Raw genomic sequence first — 17,916 nt, 5'->3', positions numbered from 1 at the left:
GATTAAGTTGCCCACTTTTTGAGCAGCTGTGTTAGAATCGCAGGCTTTCCCTCATTTTGGCTAATGCACGGGCGGGTAATAACGCTTAGGCAAGACGCTGATATCGACTGAATATTTGGAAAACCCGATGGGTTCTTTCTTGGATTTCGGTCTAGTTCGGGGAAAAAAACTGGCTGGATGGTCCAGCCAGGAAAATTTTTATTCTTAGGAACCATCATGAAGACCTTTGTGGCCAAGCCGCATGAAGTCCAACGTGACTGGTTTGTGATCGACGCCAAGGGCAAAGTCCTCGGTCGTGTGGCCAGCGAAGTCGCACGTCGTCTGCGTGGCAAGCACAAACCTGAATTCACGCCGCACGTTGATACCGGTGACTACATCGTCATCGTCAACGCTGCCGATATCGTTGTTACGGGCGCCAAGGCGAAGGACAAGAAGTACTTCCGCCACACGACGTACCCGGGCGGTATCCGTGAAACGAACTTCGAGAAGATGCAAGAGCGTTTTCCCGGCCGCGCCATCCAGAAGGCTGTCAAGGGCATGCTGCCCAAGGGTCCTCTGGGCTACGCCATGATCAAGAAACTGAAGGTGTACGCCGGTGCCGAGCACCCGCACACCGCCCAGCAGCCCAAGACGCTGGATATCTAAGGAAACGCCATGATCGGTAACTGGAATTACGGAACCGGCCGTCGCAAAACCTCGGTGGCTCGCGTTTTCATCAAGAAGGGCACGGGTAAGATCGTTGTCAACGGCAAGCCCGTCGACGACTTTTTCGCCCGCGAAACCGGCCGCATGATCGTGCGCCAGCCGCTGGAACTGACCGGCCACCTGGAATCGTTCGACATCAAGGTCAACGTGCACGGCGGCGGTGAAACCGGCCAGGCCGGCGCAGTCCGTCACGGCATCACGCGTGCCCTGATCGACTACGACGCGACCCTGAAGCCCGCACTGTCGCAAGCTGGCTTTGTCACCCGCGATGCCCGCGAAGTCGAACGCAAGAAGGTCGGCTTCCGCAAGGCACGTCGGCGCAAGCAGTTCAGCAAGCGTTAATACGCTGCTGCAAGAAAAGCCCGCTTCGGCGGGCTTTTTTTCGCACTGTTTGTTCCAGCGCCGGATGCGGTCCGGCCGTTGTACGTCCCGCGCGGAACTCCGCGCATTCCCTCCGGTCGGAAAGAAGGACTGCGGTGCCATTTCGGGCTCTTAGCCGCAACACCCGCTTTCCCGAGCGATACAATCGATCCTCGTTCTACGAAGAGCACACATCATGGCCCAAGCATCGAACACCCGCATCAAGGTTGGTATCGTCGGCGGCACCGGTTACACCGGCGTCGAGCTGCTGCGCTTGCTGTCGCAGCATCCCAATGTGGAATTGACCGCCATCACGTCCCGCAAGGAAGACGGGCTGCCGGTGGCTGACATGTATCCGAACCTGCGCGGCCGCGTGAATATCGCTTTCTCCGCGCCGGAAAAGGCCACGCTGACGGATTGCGACGTCGTGTTCTTCGCGACGCCCCACGGCGTTGCCATGGCCCAGGCCCAGGAACTCATCAATGCCGGCACCAAGGTCATCGACCTGGCCGCGGACTTCCGCCTGCAGGACATCCCCACGTTCGAACGCTGGTACAAGATTCCCCATACCTGCCCGGACATCCTGGCCGAGTCCCAGTATGGCCTGGTGGAGCTGAACCGCGAGGCCATCTCCAAGGCCCGCGTCATCGGCAACCCCGGCTGCTATCCCACCACCGTGCTGCTGGGCCTGGCCCCGCTGCTCGAAGGCGGCAAGAAGCTGATCGATGCGCAAACCCTGATCGCCGACTGCAAGTCGGGCGTCTCGGGCGCTGGCCGCAAGGCGGAAGTGGGCTCGCTCTTCTCCGAAGCCTCCGACAACTTCAAGGCCTACGGCGTGGCTGGCCACCGCCATCACCCGGAAATCGTCGCGCAGCTGGAAAAGATTGCTGGCGGCAAGGTCGGCCTGACCTTCGTGCCGCATCTGGTGCCGATGATCCGCGGCATGTTCTCCACCATCTACGCGCGCATCCTGCCCGAGGCCCGCGATACCGACTTCCAGGCCCTGTTCGAACAGCGCTACGCCGACGAACCCTTCGTCGACGTGATGCCCGCCGGCAGCCTGCCGGAAACCCGTTCGGTGCGCGCCTCCAACAACCTGCGCATCGCGCTCAGCCGCCCCGGCAATGGCGACCAACTGATCGTGCTGGTGATCCAGGACAACCTGGTCAAGGGCGCCGCTGGCCAGGCCGTGCAGAACATGAACCTGATGTTCGGCATCCCTGAATCGACCGGCCTGGACCAGGTCGCGATCCTGCCTTGATGTACGCAGGCTTGCGGCCGTAAGGCCGCAAGCCGCCGCTCTTTATGTCCGCCGATTCCTCTACCACGCCCCAGCCTCGCTCCGCCGGCGGATTGGCGCGCGTATTCGTGGGCCTGCTGATCGGCGTGCTGCTGGGCGGTTCCGCCAGTTTTTTCTACGCTCGCAAGCTCTACCGGCCGCAGGATGCCGTGGTGATCAGCGCCCGGCAGGCCGAGGTCCAGGAAGAGGCCATGCGTCAGCAGTCGACCCAGCTGCGTTACACGCAGGGCCAACTGGACACCGCCGACGGCGAACTGGTCATTGAACGCGCCGCGCGCCAGGAACTGGAAACGCAGCTGCGCACGGTTCAGGCCGAGGTCGGCCGGGTCCGCGATCAATTGGCGTTCTATGAGCAGCTGTTGCCGCCGGGCCCCGAGGGTTCGGTGGACATCCGCGGCGTCGAGATCGACCGCAGTGGCGGCGGCCTGCGCTACAAGGTCCTGCTGATGCGCAGCGGCCGCAATGGCGGGTCTCCGTTTTCGGGCGCTTTGCGTTTCCAGGCCACCGGCATCCTGAAGGGCGAGACCGTGAAGGTGGATCTGGCGCCCATGCAGGTCAAGGCCGAATCCGGCTCCGTCGCCATTCCTGGAGACAGCACGCCGACCTCGCCGCTGGCCCTGCAGTTCGACCAGTATCAGCGCAGCCAGGGCATCCTGGCGCTGCCCGACGGATTTGTCCCCGAAAGCGTGACCGTCAGCGTCCTGGAGGGCGACACGGTCCGGGCGTCAAGAAGCGTCAAGCTCGAACTTTGAGTCTGCGCAAGCCCTGCGCTATAGTGACACTATGCGAGCGCCGTTGCCGCTCACCGAAATATGGCCGAACCGGCCAGGAGTGAACCATGAATGCAGTGACCGAAACCGTCGACCTGCAGGCCGCCCCGCCTGCTCCCCTGGTGTTTACCGACTCGGCCGCGGCCAAAGTGAAGGATCTGTTGGCCGAAGAAGGCAATCCTGAGCTGAAGCTGCGCGTTTTCGTGCAGGGCGGAGGCTGTTCGGGTTTCCAGTACGGCTTCACCTTCGACGAAGTCGTGAACGATGACGACACCGTGCTGGACAAGGCTGGCGTGCAACTGTTGGTGGATCCGATGAGCTTCCAGTACCTGGTCGGCGCAGAGATCGACTACAAGGAAGACCTGGAAGGCGCGCAGTTCGTCATCCGCAATCCCAACGCCAGCACCACCTGCGGCTGCGGTTCCTCGTTCTCGGTTTAATCACCCAGGCAGGAAAAGCAAAAGCCCTTCGGCGCGCCGAAGGGCTTTTTGCATGGGCGTGCGGTTTTCAGGCGGGATAGAGCGCGCCCAGGATGCGCGGGCCACGCGCGCCGGTGACGGCGGGCAGGCCCGCCGGCCTGCGCTGCACGAAGGCCTGCGCCAGCCAGGCGAACGCCAGGGCCTCGACTTCCTGCGCCGGCACGCCCAGCGCATCGGTGGCGTGCACGGGCCGCTGCAGGCAGTAGGCCAGCTCACGCATCAGGCCCGGATTGCGCGCGCCGCCGCCACAGACGAAGACTTCTTGCGTGCCCGCCGCGGCCGCATCGACGGCATTGGCGACCGTGCGCGCGGTCAGGCGTTGCAGCGTGGCCTGCACGTCTTGCGGCGCAGGCTTGGGGCCGTCGAACGCGGCCAGGCGGTCGTCCAGCCATTGCATGTTGAACAGGTCGCGCCCGGTGGACTTGGGCGGGGGCAGGGCGAACCAGGGTTCGCTGGCCAGCATTTGTTCCAGCAGCGGCGCCAGCACCTGGCCGGTCGCGGCCCAGCGGCCATCCGCGTCATAAGGCCGGCCCAGGTGACGCTGGCACCAGCCATCCAGCAGGACGTTGGCGGGTCCCGTGTCGAAGCCGCGGGGCGCATGCCCCGGCTCCAGCAGCGTCACGTTGGCGATGCCGCCCAGGTTGAGGACGGCGCGGCCTTGCGGCGCGCCGAAGATGGCAGCGTGGAAGGGCGGCACCAGCGGCGCACCCTGGCCGCCCGCGGCCACGTCGCGGCTGCGGAAATCCGCCACCACGTCGATGCCGGCCAGTTCCGCCAGCACGGCGGGGGCATTGAGTTGCACGGTGTAGCCCAGGTCGGGCCGGTGCCGGACCGTCTGGCCGTGGGCGCCGATGGCGGTCACGTCGCCGGCCGCGACGCCGGCCTGCTGCAACAGGGCCGCCACGGCCTGGGCATACAGGCGGGCGAGGGCGTTGGCGGCCAGCGCGGCGCGGGCCAGCTCGTCGTCGCCGGATTGATTCAGGGCCAGCAGTTCGCGCCGCAGGTCCGCAGGCATGGGCAGGCTGGCGCTGGCGAGCACGGCTGGCGCCGCGCCGTCGCCCAGGCGCACCAGCACGCCGTCCACGCCGTCCACGCTGGTGCCTGACATCAGTCCGATATAGAGCTGAGCGTTAGTTGTGGAAGGATTCACGAGAGCCTCGAAAAAGAAAAAGCGGCCGCGCAACTGAGAGTGCGGGGCCGCCTTTGACGGGGACGTTAGGCCGGCTTTAGCGGCTGGCCACGTTGGTCAGCGCGTCGGGCAGGGTCTGCTGGAACTCGGTCAGCAGCTGGATCTGCGCCTTGTACGGAGCCACGGCCTGGTTGAAGGCGCGGACTTCGGCGGGTTCCAGGCTGCGGGCGACCGGCAGGTCCACCGACAGCGGATCGATCGGCTGGTTGTCCACGCGGAATTCATAGTGCAGGTGCGGGCCGGTGGCCCAGCCGGTGGCGCCGACATAGCCCAGCAACTGGCCTTGCGAGATCTTCGAACCCTTGGTGATGCCTTCGGCGATGCGGCTCTGGTGGGCGTACAGCGTCGAATACTTGCCGTGGTGCTTGACGATGACGACGTTGCCGTAGCCGTTCTGCCAGCCGGAGAATTCCACCGTGCCGTCAGCGGTAGAGTGGATCGGCGTGCCGGAAGGCGCCGCGTAGTCCACGCCCTTGTGTCCCGTCCAGGTCTTGTGGATGGGGTGCATGCGCATGCCAAAGGTGGAGCTGATGCGGCTGAATTTCAGGGCGGTACGCAGGAACGCGCCGCGCAGGCTGGTGCCGTCGAAGTCGTAGTACGAACCGCTCTTTTCGTCGGGGCTGAACCAGACGGCGTTGTAGGTCTTGTCGCCGTTGATGAATTCCAGCGCCAGCACTCGGCCGGCGCCGGCGTAGCGGCCGTCGTGCGAACGCACTTCGTAGACCACGCGGAATTTGTCGCCCTGGCGCAGGTCGCGCAAGAAGTCGATCTTGGCGCTGAGGATGTCGGCCATCTGCATGGTGACCGAGTCCGGGATGCCGGCGGCGTCGGTGGCGCCGAACAGCGACGAACGGATCGTGCCCACGGCGACGCGGGTCTGGCGTTCGGTGCTTTCGGTGATTTCCTCGGCCTTGTAGCTGTCGCCTGCCGGCGCGACGTGCAGCATGCGCGTCACGACCTGGCCGTCCGTCTCGTTGCCGGGGGTGTGGATGTAACGCAGCCAGATCAGGTTGCCGGCTTCGTCCGTCGCGGCCTGCACCGAGCGGCCCGGGTACAGCTTGTAGATGCTGCGGGCGCTGGCTTCGTGCGTCAGGAAGGTCTGCAGGCTGGGCGCGTCGAGTTCCAGGCGTTGCAGCACCGCGGCCAGCGTGTCGCCGGCGCGGATCCGGGTTTCGCTGATATAGGGAGCGGCACTGGGAGTGCTGACTTCGACTTGCTCGGCGCTTAGCGGCAGGACGCTGCTGATGATGCGCGAAGGGGGGAGTTCAGTGCGGTCGGGTTGCTGCACCATGCCGAGGGCGGCGGCGCCAGCGAACAGACCAATTGCGGTGACGAGGAGAGTGCGGCGGAAAAGTCCCGAGCGCTGGGGCTTGGGCTCGCCGGGCGCAAACACGGCAGCAACTTTGCGTTTGATGCTACTCGCCATTTCGTGGAGGCCACGATTCATCGTGAAGATACCCTCTCAGGTGGCTTGAGCTCGCAGGGTGCGTGACACGAACGGCCCTCGCGCGCACATTTCGGGGCAAGGGCTGGCGCGGGGCGCATCTTGTGAACAACGGGGTGTAAACCGGACCACAACTGCGTATAGATGGCAATTGCGTATGATTAGGGCGGTATCCTAGCTGATTCGGCTAGAATTTTCGATAGTTTTCGTCACTTTTTACACCTTTTTATCGGCTGAAGCCGAGTTGGTCCCCCTGCCATGTCACCCTCAGAAGCCCCGATTACCCCCGAAGTCGAAGCAGACCTGCGTATAGCGAAGCGCGGTTGCGATGAGTTGCTGGTCGAGTCCGAATTCGCCCGCAAGCTGGCCAGGAGCCGCGCCACGGGCGTGCCTCTGCGCATCAAATTGGGGTTGGATCCGACCGCGCCGGACATCCACCTGGGTCACACGGTGGTGCTGAACAAGATGCGCCAGCTGCAGGACATGGGCCACAACGTCATCTTCCTGATCGGCGATTTCACGTCCACCATCGGCGATCCCAGCGGCCGCAACAACACGCGCCCGCCGCTCACGCGTGAACAGATCGAGGCCAACGCCAAGACCTATTACGCCCAGGCCAGCCTGGTGCTGGATCCGGCGCGCACCGAGATCCGCTACAACTCCGAGTGGTGCGATCCGCTGGGCGCGCGCGGCATGATCCAGCTCGCGTCGCGCTACACGGTCGCGCGCATGATGGAGCGCGAGGACTTCACCAAGCGCTTCAAGGGCGGCATCCCGATCTCGGTCCATGAATTCCTGTATCCGCTGATGCAGGGCTATGACTCGGTGGCGCTGAAGTCCGATCTGGAGCTGGGGGGCACCGATCAGAAGTTCAACCTGCTGGTCGGGCGCGAGCTGCAAAAAGAGTATGGACAGGAGCCGCAGTGCATCTTGACGATGCCGCTGCTGGTCGGGACGGATGGCGTAGAGAAGATGTCCAAGTCCAAGGGCAACTACATCGGCATTTCGGAGTCGCCCGATTCGATGTTCGGCAAGCTCATGTCGATTTCCGACACGCTGATGTGGCGCTACTTCGAGCTGCTGTCGTTCCGCTCTCTGGAAGAGATCGCGGCGCTCAAGCAGGAGATCGATGGCGGCCGCAACCCGCGCGACGCCAAGGTCATGCTGGCCCAGGAAATCATTGCGCGCTTCCATTCCGCCAAGGCTGCCGATGAGGCGCTGGCCTCGTTCGAAGCCCGTTTCCGCGACGGGGCGATCCCCGACGACATCCCCGAAGTGAACATCGGCGGCGCGCCGGTGGGCATCCTCAAGCTGCTGCGTGAAGCCGGCCTGGTGGCCTCCGGTTCGGAAGCGCAGCGCAACGTGGAGCAAGGCGGCGTGCGCGTCAATGGCGACCGCGTGGAAGACAAATCGTTGCAATTGCCGGCGGGGACTTACGTCGTTCAGGTGGGCAAGCGCAAATTTGCGCGTGTTAACTTGAACCCATGATTGCGAAGTTTTGATACGCTGAGGGTACAGACAGGGGCAGTGGGGCCTTTGCGGCACATCAAGGAGCACGACATGAAACTTTCGAGTTTGTCCTTTTCCGATAACGAGTCGATTCCCGAACGCTACGCCTTCGGCAGGATCGATGCGCAATCGCACGTCGCGCTGGCAGACAACTTCAACCCGCAGTTCTCCTGGGACGAAGTTCCGGCGGGCACGCAGTCGTTCGCCTTGATCTGCCATGATCCCGATGTGCCCTCCGAACCCGACGACGTCAACCAGGAAGGCCGCGAGGTGCCGGCCAGCCTGCCCCGCGTGGACTTCTTCCACTGGGTGCTGGTCGATCTGCCGGCCGACCTGCGCGACATCGAGGAAGGCGCCTTCTCCAGCGGCATCACGCCGCGCGGCAAGGGCGGCCCGCTGGCGCCGATGGATGCGCGCCAGGGCATCAACTCGTACTCGTCATGGTTCGCCAACGATCACGACATGAGCGGCGACTACTTCGGCTATGACGGCCCGTGCCCGCCCTGGAACGACGCCATCCCGCACCGCTACGTCTTCACCCTGTATGCGCTGGACGTGCCCACGCTGAACCTGCAGGGTTCGTTCACCGGCGAAGACGCGCTGCGCGCGATCCAGAAGCACGTGTTGGCGCAGGCGTCGTTGACCGGCACCTATACGCTCAATCCGAAACTGGCTCCCAAGCAGATCGGCGCCACCTCGGCCTGATTCGCCGCGCCACAGAAAGGCCGCAGTCTTGCGACTGCGGCCTTTTTTCATCGCCGAAAAGGTTCAGCCCGTGGCGCGCTTGAGCCGCAGCAGCGCCAATCCAAAAGTGATGAAGATGGCGCCGACCAGGCGGTTGATCCAGGTCACGATGCGGGGTTGGCGCAGCAGGCGCCGGGCGCGGTGGGCCAAGGCGCCATAGGCCAGCAGCGACACCAGCGACATGCCCGTGAAGATGCCCGTCAGGATGAAGAACTGCGGCAGCAAGGGCTCGGCCGCGTTCAGGAACTGAGGAAACAGCGCCGTGAAGAACAGAATGGGCTTGGGGTTCAGCGTTGCAACCAGCGCGGCTTCCGAATAGAGCCGCCCGGCGCTGCGCGGCGCCAGCGCGGCGGCGTCTGCGGGCGGCGCAATGTTCGAGCGGCCCAGCAGGTGCCGCAGGCCGATGTAGAGCAGGTACGCCGCGCCGGCCAGCTTGAGCAGCATGAACAGCATGGCGGACGATTGCAGCACCACGCCCAGTCCCAGCATGGCGGCGGCCGACAGCAGGAACAGCCCGGTGACATTACCCAGGGTGGAGGGCAGCACGGCCCGCCATCCACCCGCCGCGCCGTTACGGATGGCCAGCATGGTGGCCGGGCCGGGGCTGACGACGCTGACCGCAGCTACTAATGAGTAGGTTATGAGCGTGGCGCTTTGCATGAAAGTTTCTCAAGTCGGATTGAGACGGCTTTTCCGGCCGCGGAGGATGGCGTGGTTTTCGCGCCCATGCCGGGAATTTTGCCCGGGTTCCCTGCATTTTGGGAGCATTTGATCCTGTCCAACGGGGTAAACTATCCGTCATTCTCCGGGTTTACCCACCCGGGCGCAGTTTTCTCCTCTCTTACCGCCTCAGGAACCCCCCGTCATGTTTGACCGCAACCTCACCTTGTCCAAGGCTGACCCGGACGTTTGGGCCGCCATCCAGAAGGAAGACGTCCGCCAGGAACAGCACATCGAGCTGATCGCCTCGGAGAACTACGCCAGCCCGGCCGTCATGGAAGCCCAGGGCACGCAGCTCACCAACAAGTACGCCGAAGGCTATCCGGGCAAGCGCTACTACGGCGGTTGCGAATACGTGGACGTGGTCGAGCAGCTGGCCATCGACCGCCTGAAGCAGATCTTCGGCGCCGAAGCCGCCAACGTGCAGCCCAACTCGGGTTCGCAGGCCAACCAGGGCGTGTACATGGCCGTCCTGAAGCCGGGCGACACCGTGCTGGGCATGAGCCTGGCCGAAGGCGGCCACCTGACGCACGGCGCGTCGGTCAACGCCTCGGGCAAGCTGTACAACTTCATCTCCTACGGCCTGGACGAAAACGAAGTCCTGAACTATGACCAGGTCGAGCAACTGGCCAAGGAGCACAAGCCCAAGCTGATCGTGGCTGGCGCCTCCGCCTACGCCCTGCACATCGACTTCGAGCGCATGGCCCGCATCGCCCGTGAAAACGGCGCGCTGTTCATGGTCGACATCGCCCACTACGCCGGCCTGGTCGCTGGCGGCGCCTACCCCAACCCGGTGCCGCACGCCGACTTCGTCACCTCGACCACGCACAAGTCGCTGCGCGGCCCGCGCGGCGGCGTCATCATGATGAAGGCCGAGCACGAGAAGATCATCAACTCGGCGATCTTCCCCGGCATTCAGGGCGGTCCGCTGATGCACGTCATCGCCGGCAAGGCCGTGGCCTTCAAGGAAGCGCTGGAACCCGCCTTCAAGGACTACGCGCAGCAAGTGGTCAAGAACGCCAAGGTGCTGGCCGACACGCTGGTCAAGCGCGGCCTGCGCATCGTCTCCGGCCGCACCGAAAGCCACGTCATGCTGGTGGACCTGCGTTCCAAGGGCATCACGGGCAAGGAAGCGGAAGCCGTGCTGGGCCAGGCCCACATCACGGTCAACAAGAACGCCATCCCGAACGACCCGGAAAAGCCCTTCGTGACCAGCGGCATCCGCCTGGGCACGCCGGCCATGACCACGCGCGGCTTCACCGAAGCCGAAGCCGAGCTGACCGCCAACCTGATCGCCGACGTGCTGGACAACCCGCGCGACGAAGCCAACATCGCCGCCGTGCGTGCAAAGGTCAACGAACTGACCTCGCGCCTGCCGGTCTACGGCAAGAAGTAAGCGAGCAATCCCTGCGGCGGGCTGTGGCCCGGCCGCAGCGGTCTACCAGGGACGGCCCCGCAAGGCGCCGTCCCTTTGTTTTCGGGCGGCTGGCGCCGCCTGGTAAAAAATACGGGGGCGGATTAGCCCGTATTGGCGCTGGCGGCCGGACGCCTCGTTACAATATGCTCAACTATTGCCCCCTCAGTGCCTTTAGGGATCACACATGCGGTGTCCATTTTGCGGCAATGCCGAAACGCAGGTCGTAGACAGCCGGGTCTCCGAAGAAGGCGACGCCATACGCCGTCGCCGTCGCTGCCTGTCCTGTGACAAACGTTTCACCACCTATGAACGGGTGGAGCTGGCCATGCCCTCCATCGTCAAGCGCAATGGCAGCCGCAGCGACTACGACCCCGGCAAGCTGCGCGCCAGCCTGAGCCTGGCGCTGCGCAAGCGTCCCGTCAGCACGGAAGACGTGGACGCCGCGGTCGCGCGCATCGAAGAGCAGTTGCTGGCCAGCGGGCTGCGTGAAGTGCCCAGCGAACATATAGGCGAGCTCGTGATGAACGAACTGCGCAAGCTCGACAAGGTGGCATACGTGCGCTTCGCTTCGGTCTACAAGAGCTTCGAGGACATCGGCGAATTCGTCGAAGCCATCCGCGAGATGCAAGGACCGCTGTTGCCGGGCAAGCTGCGCAAGGACTAGCAGGGCTCAGGTTCAACCGATCCGCGGCCGGCTGGCCGCATCGAAGCTCGAAAATGACGGCGCTGCGGCGCCGTCATTGCATGGTGGGAGCCGTACGCGCCAGGCTGGGCGTCAGCGGCTGGAACTTGCGCCAGACGCGGCGCATGTGCTGCGCCGAGCCGAATCCCGACTTTTCGGCCACGCGTTCCAGGTCCAGCCGGGTATCGCGCAGCAGGTCGCGCGCCAGCGCCACGCGTATCTGATACAGGTAGTCCATCGGCGTGCAGCCCGCGTGTTCGCGGAACAGCCGCGTCAGATGGCGCGCGCTGGTGTGTGCCTGGTCCGCCAGCGATTGCGCCGACCAGGGAGCCGCCGGGTCGCGGATGACCGCGTCCTGCACCCGGTGCACGCCTGGATGCAGGTGGCTGCGATGGTCCAGCCAGGGCGACAGCGTGGAATCCGTGCCGGCGCGCCGTTGGTAGACCACCATGTCGCGCGCGGTTTCGCTGGCCACGCGCGGGCCGCAATGGCGCGACACCATGTGCAGAGCCAAATCGATGCCGGCCGTGATGCCGGCGCTGCTGACCAGTTTGCCGTCTTCGACGAAGATGCGGTTGTCATGCAGCCGCGCGCTCGGGTCAATGCTGGCCAGCTGTTCCAGGCAAGTGTGGTGTGTGGTGCAGTCGCGCTGCCGCGTCAGGCCGGCGGCGGCGGCGAACAGGGCGCCTGCGCACACCGTCATCAGCGTGAAGCCGTCCACCGGATGGCGGGCCGCGAGCCAGTCGATGATGGCGCGCGAGTCGGGGTCGTCCAGGCGCGTGGGCTTGCCCACCACGCCGGAAATGATGACCAGGGCTTCGGGCGGCAGGCTGGCCGGCAAGGCTTGGATATGAGCCAGGTGCAGGCCCGGCAGGCCGCTTTCGACTTCCCGGGACGGGCCGCAGAAATGCTGTTCGAAGGCCCCGGGAACCAGCTTGTTGGCGACGCGGAAGGCCTCCGCGGGGCCTGCCACGTCCAGCAGCACGACGCCCCGCGTCAGCACGAAATACACTGGAACCATGCGGCCCTCCGCCAGTGTCAGGCCGCCAGCGCGTCGGCCGCGCGTGCGATGCGGGCAAAACGCCCTTGCAGCACCAGCTCGGTCCGGTCGCGGATCTCGGCCGACGTGTAATGCTGGCCGGACGGGCTCTGCATGGCAAAGGTCAGGGTGGCGTCCGTGGGGAACACCACCTTGTAGCCGGCGTCGCTGGCGTGGCGCGAGGTGGTTTCGCAGCACTGTTCGGTGCGGATGCCGCTGACGATGATGCCTTCGATGCCGTGCTTCACCAGCCAGTCCTGCAGGCTGGCGCCGTCCGCGTCTTTGGCGTAGAGCGAGGAATGCACGGTCTTGTGGAACACGGCGGTGGGCTCGATGCGCAGTTCCTTGAGCGTCTTGACGTGGCCGGAGGCCATCGAGAAGGGGTTGGCGGGGTCGTTCGACACGCTGGTGTGGAACACCTGCAGCACCGGAATGTCGCGGGCCTGGGCGGCGTCGATCAGGGATTGGATCTGTTCCACGAACGCAGGGTACTCGGCTTCATCCCAAAACGGACGTTGCCGGAAAGAGTCTTGTACGTCGATGACGATCAGTGCTTGTTTCATGGATCGCGCTCCTGGAGGGCGAATTTTAGGGGTGTGCAGCTATTTTTACTGCAATCCGGCGTGGCGGCGAGTGCGGCGAAAGACGGCCATCGGCCTAAAACGGACATTGGCCGCCGCTGCCCCGGTGGACCCGCTGCCGGACCGCCTGCCCGCCCTGCGGCGGACATACAATCCTGGACATGATGATTCCCAGCGACAACGACGACATTTTCTGGATGCGCCGCGCCCTGGCGTTGGCGCAGACCGTCATGTACACCACCGCGCCCAACCCCCGGGTCGGCTGCGTGATCGTGCGCGACGGCCGGGTGCTGGGCGAAGGCGCCACGCAGCCGCCGGGCGGCCCGCACGCGGAAGTCTGCGCCTTGCGCGACGTCCAGGCGCGCGGCGAATCCGTGGAAGGCGCCACGCTTTACGTCACCCTGGAACCCTGCAGCCATTTCGGCCGCACGCCGCCCTGCGTGGACGCTGTGCTTGCGGCCCGGCCGGCGCGGGTCGTGGTGGCCATCGGCGACCCCAATCCGCTGGTCAATGGGCAAGGACTGGCGCGTCTGCGCGATGCCGGGATCGCGGTGACCACGGGCGTTTGCCGCGCGGAGGCGCTGGCCATCAACGCGGGTTTCATCTCGCGCATGAGCCGCGGCCTGCCGTGGGTGTGGATGAAGATGGCGGCCTCGCTGGACGGGCGCAGCGCGCTGCATAACGGCGTCTCGCAATGGATCACCGGACCCGAGGCTCGCGCCGACGGACACCGCTGGCGCGCCCGCGCCTGCGTGGTGCTGACCGGCATGGGCACCGTGCTGAAAGACGATCCGCAGCTCAATGTCAGAGGCGTGGACACGCCCCGCCAGCCGCGCAAGGCGGTAGTGGACGGCCGTTTTGAAATCCCCGAGGACGCGCGGTTGTTCGATGGCGCCGAGGTCATCATCTTCACGGCTCGCGAAGATGCCGCCAAGGCCGCGCGCCTGCAGGCCAGGAACGCCCGCGTGGTGCTGCTGCCGGGCGAGGCGCCGGGCCGGGTCGATCTGCCGGCGATGATGCGCTGGCTGGCGCAGGAACAGTTCAACGAGGTCCACGTCGAAGCCGGCGCGGGCCTGAGCGGCGCGCTGGTCGCCGCGGGCTGCGTGGATGAACTGCTGCTGTACCTGGCGCCGGTGCTGCTGGGCGACGCCGCCGGCATGGTCCGCCTGCCCATGCTGGAGCACCTGGACGGCGCCCGCCGCTATGAATTCATCGAGACCGCGCCGGTGGGCGCAGATCTGCGCGTGCGCGCCCGGGTGGCCGACACCTGGAATCAGCTGACGCGGCGGGTGGAGCTGCCTGAGCTGTCTTAGGCGCGGCGCCGGCCCGTGCGCGCCGCGGTGTAGCGCCAGGCCAGGATCGTGGCAGCGCCGCCGGCCAGGGCCAACAACGCGGCCGCCAGCAGCAGGCCGGGATGGTCGCGGCGCAGACGTTCCCACGATTTTCCGGCCTGCGTGTAATGGAACCAGGCAGCCGCCTGGAAATCGGGCGCGGCGCATTCGCGGCCGAAAGAGCCGCTGAACGGCACCTGCGCGCCGTGTTCTATATAGCGGCGGTAGATCGTGGCGGCCAGTTCCGGGGAGTCGTCGATGATGTAGCGGGCGCCCTGGCACAGCACGGCGGCGTAGGCTTGCGAGCGGCGTGGCAGCTCGTCGGACGCGCGCAGCGCATGATTGGCCGCGATCTCGCGGTAGTGGAAGCGGGTGTAGGGCTGCGCTTCGCTGGCGGCATAGCGACGGCGTTCCTCTTCGGTGACAAACGGGCCCGGCAGCGCGGCGGCGGCACGCAAGGCCGGCGTGTCGGGCGTTCCGGCATCGTCATCCTCTGCCTTCCAGCCTGGGACCGCGCTGCGTCCCGCGCCATAACTGGTGTTGCCGCCATAGACCGCAAAATCCGGCTCCTGTTCGTAGCCCATGATCTCCATCCCGTCGCGCCGCGCCAGCCGCGAAGCTTCGTACCAGGCTTGCGCCCGTGATGTGCGGCCCCAGGCGCTCCCGGCACGGCGCAAGGCCGCGCCATACTCCGCGGCGAGCCGGCGGGTTTCCTGCAGACGCACTTCCCACTTGCCGTCGACGCTTTCCAGCGTGGCGTAGCGGGCGTCCGAATCGGCGGGGAAATAGGGCAGCGCCAGCTCGATCGAACCTTCGCGCACCATCCGGCGCGCCAGCAGCAGGCGCAGGCGATCGGATGCGGTGATGGGATGCTGCCTTACCCAGTCGTAGAAATTCTGCGGATCGCGCGGCACGGACCTTGCCGGCGCCGGAGTGGCGGGCGCATGCCGGTCCACATAGGACTTGAGTTCGGCGGTGGTCAGCACGCGCTCAGCGACGTAGGCAGCGTCATTCCAGTACGGGGTGGATAACCAGAAGCCTCCGGCCGGATTGGCCGGATCGTCCTTCACGGTGGCGTGCAGTAGTTGATCCAGCGCCTCGACATACTGGCCGCGCGACAGCGTCAACACGCCTTGTTCGCCCAGCAGGCGCGCCGCGCCGACAGCCTCCAGGCTGCCGTCGGCGCGCGGAAACGCGCGTGCAGCCTGGGCATAGGCCTGGGCCGCCGCCTGCGTATCGCCTTGCCGCAGCGCCAGCTTGGCGCGGACCCACCAGGCCAAGGCCGTATCCAGCCGCGCGGCCAACGTCTGCGCCAGCTCGTAGCGGCCGATGCGGTAGGCCAGCGCGGCCACGCGGTCGGCGTCCGGCACCTGCTTCAGGTCCTGGGTTTCCAATGCCGCAACCAGCGATTGCAGCGCCGGATTGGGTGTGACGTCATGCCCTTGCGCCGCATCGGCCAACCCCACCTGGCCAGTCGTATCGTAGGCGGCGTACGGATCGCTGGCGCTGTCCGGCCTGCCGTCCACGATGTCGCCGACCCTGGCCAGCGCGTAGGCCACCAGCAGGCGTTGCGCGACTGGATCGTCGATCAGGCGGCGCGTGCGCGCCGGATCTTCCAAGGCCCATTCGGCCAGCATGCGCAGCGATGCATTGCCGCTCGCGGAGTCGCGCGCGGCCTGTTCGGCATAGAGGCGCAGCGCATGCTTTAGCGAGGCCGCGGGAATGGCGTCCATGCAGGGCTCGGCATTGACCAGCTCCATATAGCTGCATTGCCCCTGCGGCCCGGCGAGGAACAGGCGCGCCTCCTGGCCGTAGCTGGCAACGGCCAGGCCCAGCGGGTCCGGCGCGCCGTCGCGCGCCAGTTGCCGCACGCGGCCATAGGCTTGTGCCGCAGCCTGCCGCTGCGCCTCGGCGTCGTCAGTGGCTAACTCTGTCTCGTCCCCGATTTCTGCCAGCATATAGGCGGCCCAGACGCTGCGTGGCGCGGCCTGCTGCGCCGGCAACTGGAGAATGGCGCGGTAGCGGGCGCGCGCCTGCTCCAGCAGGCGGTCGGTGTCCGGCGCTTCGCGGGCGGCATGGGTGTCGACCGCGGCCGCGGCGTAAAGACGCACCGCTTCCGGCAAATCGGCGCCCAGCGCATAGGCCCGGTCGCCATCGGCCTGCGCGCGCATGGCGCGAGCCGTGGTCCGCTGCGCCGGCGTGAGCGCGGGATCGCGGTCTTCCGGCAGGGCGTTTTGCAGGTAGCTGCCGTCCGGCAATTCATAGGCTTCGCGGGCTCGCAGCGCATCGCTGGCGTCCACGAGGCGCGCGGTTTCATAGCTGAAAGCGTTGGCCGGCGTCGCACGCAGCGTAGCCGCGCGGTCGTCGAGCAGCTGGGCGGGGAACTCCGGCCCGCAGGCGATGACGATACCGGCTCCCGTCAGGAGCAGCAGCGCCGCAAGCGATTTACGGTTGTACATGGAAGCTCGTGGGCCCGTTTTCACAGCGTATCCAGCCTATGTTGCGTTGGCCGCCGGCATGCAGCAGGCCATTCTGGGAGCGGCGCAGGAAGGCGCCGCTGGAATCATGTTCGAGGGTATAGCCATTGATGCCGTCGGCCGCGCGGCAAGCGCCTTGCCAGCGGATCGCGAAGGGCAGGGCTGCGTCGGCATTGCCGCCGTTGGCCAGAATCAGGTCTTGCGCGCCGCTGCCGCCTGCTGCGCGCGCCGTGACGGACAGCGCCGGCGACAGGGGCTGGCGCGTCAGTACGGCGCGCCAGGTGGCCAGGCTCCAGGCGCGTTCGTCGCGCGCGGTGGGCAGGCGGAACCAGACGATGCCCGCCAGTCCGCGCGGACGGGCGCGGTGGATCTCATCGATGAAAGCCGCCATGGCTGCCGGGGTGGCCACCAGTTCGCTGGCGCGGCCGCCCGGCAGCAGGGCGGGGCGTTCGCTTTCGACCGCGGCGATGCTGCCGTCGTCGTTCCAGCTTACGCGGCTGCCATAGGTGGCCAGCGCCACGCGCCATGGCCGCTGGGTGCGGTCCGCGAACGCCGCCAGCCAGGCGCTTGCGCGCCTGGCATTGAACAGCCCCTGTTCGGGACTCAGCACGGCGTGGACCTGCAACACGGCTTCATCGGGAATCCGCAACAGCGCGTCGAGCCCGGCGCCGCCCAGCCATGTCGGCAGCGCGGTTATCGACAAAGGCAGATCCGGTCCCAGGCCCTGCTTCAAGGTCTCCAGGAACGTCGCATAGGCGGGCAACTTGGAGGTTGGGCAGTCGTAGTCGATTTCGATGCCGGCCAAGCCGATACCCGCGCTTTCCCATGCGCCGCGCGCGGCGTTGATCCGCGCAAGCACTTCCGCGGCGGGCAGCGCATCGGCGCGACCGTCCAGGCGGAAAACCATGATGACGGGACGTTTGGCCGCGGCCAGTGCGGCCAGATCGGGCGCAGCAGTGAACCACCTGCCATCCGGGTTCATTTCCGCCATCAGCACGCGCCATGCCCGCACCACGTCGGCACTGTCGGCCAGCGCCTGGCTGACCGGCGGCGTCCAGACGCGTTGCCAGACATAGGCGTCGGCCGGCAGATCCGCCTGCTTGCCGCAAGCGGCCAGAAGCAGCAGCAAGACGCTGCAAAGCACTGCGCGACAGCGTTTGACGAGGACC

General features: G+C 66.1%; 17 protein-coding genes. 10 read left to right on the top strand and 7 right to left on the bottom strand.

Annotated elements, in window-relative coordinates; translation table 11 throughout:
* The first annotated feature begins 216 nt into the window (after positions 1-216).
* The 5 genes from rplM to erpA all read left to right on the top strand — a co-directional run bounded on the left by rplM (position 217) and on the right by erpA (position 3,575).
* Entirely contained in the window at positions 217-645 is a 429-nt protein-coding gene (gene rplM, locus IB257_RS29130; protein ID WP_013391412.1) for a 50S ribosomal protein L13, read from the top strand.
* A 9-nt stretch (positions 646-654) separates the two neighbouring features.
* Positions 655-1,047, top strand: coding sequence for a 30S ribosomal protein S9 (gene rpsI, locus IB257_RS29125; protein ID WP_006217310.1), 393 nt, complete (start codon positions 655-657; stop codon positions 1,045-1,047).
* Between the two features lie 214 nt (positions 1,048-1,261).
* Entirely contained in the window at positions 1,262-2,326 is a 1,065-nt protein-coding gene (gene argC, locus IB257_RS29120) for an N-acetyl-gamma-glutamyl-phosphate reductase (RefSeq protein WP_054458385.1), read from the top strand.
* Between the two features lie 44 nt (positions 2,327-2,370).
* Entirely contained in the window at positions 2,371-3,117 is a 747-nt protein-coding gene (locus IB257_RS29115) for a DUF6776 family protein (RefSeq protein ID WP_192493197.1), read from the top strand.
* Between the two features lie 86 nt (positions 3,118-3,203).
* Positions 3,204-3,575, top strand: a complete 372-nt coding sequence (gene erpA / locus IB257_RS29110) for an iron-sulfur cluster insertion protein ErpA (RefSeq protein WP_013391415.1) — start codon at positions 3,204-3,206, stop codon at positions 3,573-3,575.
* Positions 3,576-3,642: 67 nt separating this feature from the next.
* Here the strand turns inward: erpA and IB257_RS29105 are convergent, their stop codons facing one another.
* Positions 3,643-4,764 (bottom strand): anhydro-N-acetylmuramic acid kinase, encoded by a 1,122-nt coding sequence (locus IB257_RS29105; protein WP_306650853.1) that lies wholly within the window; start codon positions 4,762-4,764, stop codon positions 3,643-3,645.
* A gap of 76 nt (positions 4,765-4,840) precedes the next feature.
* Positions 4,841-6,250, bottom strand: coding sequence for a M23 family metallopeptidase (locus tag IB257_RS29100; RefSeq protein WP_054458392.1), 1,410 nt, complete (start codon positions 6,248-6,250; stop codon positions 4,841-4,843).
* A gap of 255 nt (positions 6,251-6,505) precedes the next feature.
* On the opposite strand from IB257_RS29100, the gene tyrS reads away from it, so the two are divergent.
* Complete coding sequence (tyrS, locus tag IB257_RS29095; protein ID WP_192330138.1) at positions 6,506-7,735, top strand: tyrosine--tRNA ligase; 1,230 nt, start codon at positions 6,506-6,508, stop codon at positions 7,733-7,735.
* 72 nt (positions 7,736-7,807) lie between these two features.
* Complete coding sequence (locus tag IB257_RS29090) at positions 7,808-8,461, top strand: YbhB/YbcL family Raf kinase inhibitor-like protein (protein WP_054458397.1); 654 nt, start codon at positions 7,808-7,810, stop codon at positions 8,459-8,461.
* A 63-nt stretch (positions 8,462-8,524) separates the two neighbouring features.
* On the opposite strand, the gene IB257_RS29085 is transcribed toward IB257_RS29090, so the two are convergent.
* Positions 8,525-9,160: a LysE family translocator gene (locus IB257_RS29085; protein WP_054458399.1), complete on the bottom strand. Its 636-nt coding sequence runs from the start codon at positions 9,158-9,160 to the stop codon at positions 8,525-8,527.
* A 205-nt stretch (positions 9,161-9,365) separates the two neighbouring features.
* Between IB257_RS29085 and glyA the strand changes: the two genes are divergently transcribed.
* Together glyA and nrdR are read left to right on the top strand one after the other, a co-directional pair.
* Positions 9,366-10,616, top strand: coding sequence for a serine hydroxymethyltransferase (gene glyA / locus IB257_RS29080; protein ID WP_054458401.1), 1,251 nt, complete (start codon positions 9,366-9,368; stop codon positions 10,614-10,616).
* Between the two features lie 205 nt (positions 10,617-10,821).
* A complete protein-coding gene (gene nrdR, locus IB257_RS29075; RefSeq protein WP_013391422.1) occupies positions 10,822-11,301 on the top strand; it encodes a transcriptional regulator NrdR in 480 nt (159 codons plus the stop codon).
* A gap of 73 nt (positions 11,302-11,374) precedes the next feature.
* On the opposite strand, the gene IB257_RS29070 is transcribed toward nrdR, so the two are convergent.
* A complete protein-coding gene (locus tag IB257_RS29070) occupies positions 11,375-12,340 on the bottom strand; it encodes a GlxA family transcriptional regulator (RefSeq protein ID WP_119450702.1) in 966 nt (321 codons plus the stop codon).
* 17 nt (positions 12,341-12,357) lie between these two features.
* Complete coding sequence (locus IB257_RS29065; protein WP_192493196.1) at positions 12,358-12,921, bottom strand: cysteine hydrolase family protein; 564 nt, start codon at positions 12,919-12,921, stop codon at positions 12,358-12,360.
* A 179-nt stretch (positions 12,922-13,100) separates the two neighbouring features.
* On the opposite strand from IB257_RS29065, the gene ribD reads away from it, so the two are divergent.
* Positions 13,101-14,252: a bifunctional diaminohydroxyphosphoribosylaminopyrimidine deaminase/5-amino-6-(5-phosphoribosylamino)uracil reductase RibD gene (gene ribD, locus IB257_RS29060; protein WP_370540136.1), complete on the top strand. Its 1,152-nt coding sequence runs from the start codon at positions 13,101-13,103 to the stop codon at positions 14,250-14,252.
* Here the strand turns inward: ribD and IB257_RS29055 are convergent.
* Positions 14,249-16,729 carry a hypothetical protein gene (locus tag IB257_RS29055; RefSeq protein WP_192493195.1) on the bottom strand — a complete coding sequence of 827 codons (2,481 nt, stop codon included), beginning with the start codon at positions 16,727-16,729 and terminating at the stop codon, positions 14,249-14,251. The genes ribD and IB257_RS29055 overlap by 4 nt on opposite strands.
* A complete protein-coding gene (locus IB257_RS29050) occupies positions 16,716-17,876 on the bottom strand; it encodes a DUF3142 domain-containing protein (protein ID WP_054458411.1) in 1,161 nt (386 codons plus the stop codon). The genes IB257_RS29055 and IB257_RS29050 overlap by 14 nt, the downstream gene beginning before the upstream one ends.
* Positions 17,877-17,916 lie beyond the last annotated feature (40 nt).

The organism is Achromobacter sp. ACM03, from assembly GCF_014851665.1.
In the GTDB taxonomy this organism is placed as follows: domain Bacteria; phylum Pseudomonadota; class Gammaproteobacteria; order Burkholderiales; family Burkholderiaceae_B; genus Achromobacter; species Achromobacter aegrifaciens.
This window is presented reverse-complemented; position numbering and strand designations above follow the sequence as displayed.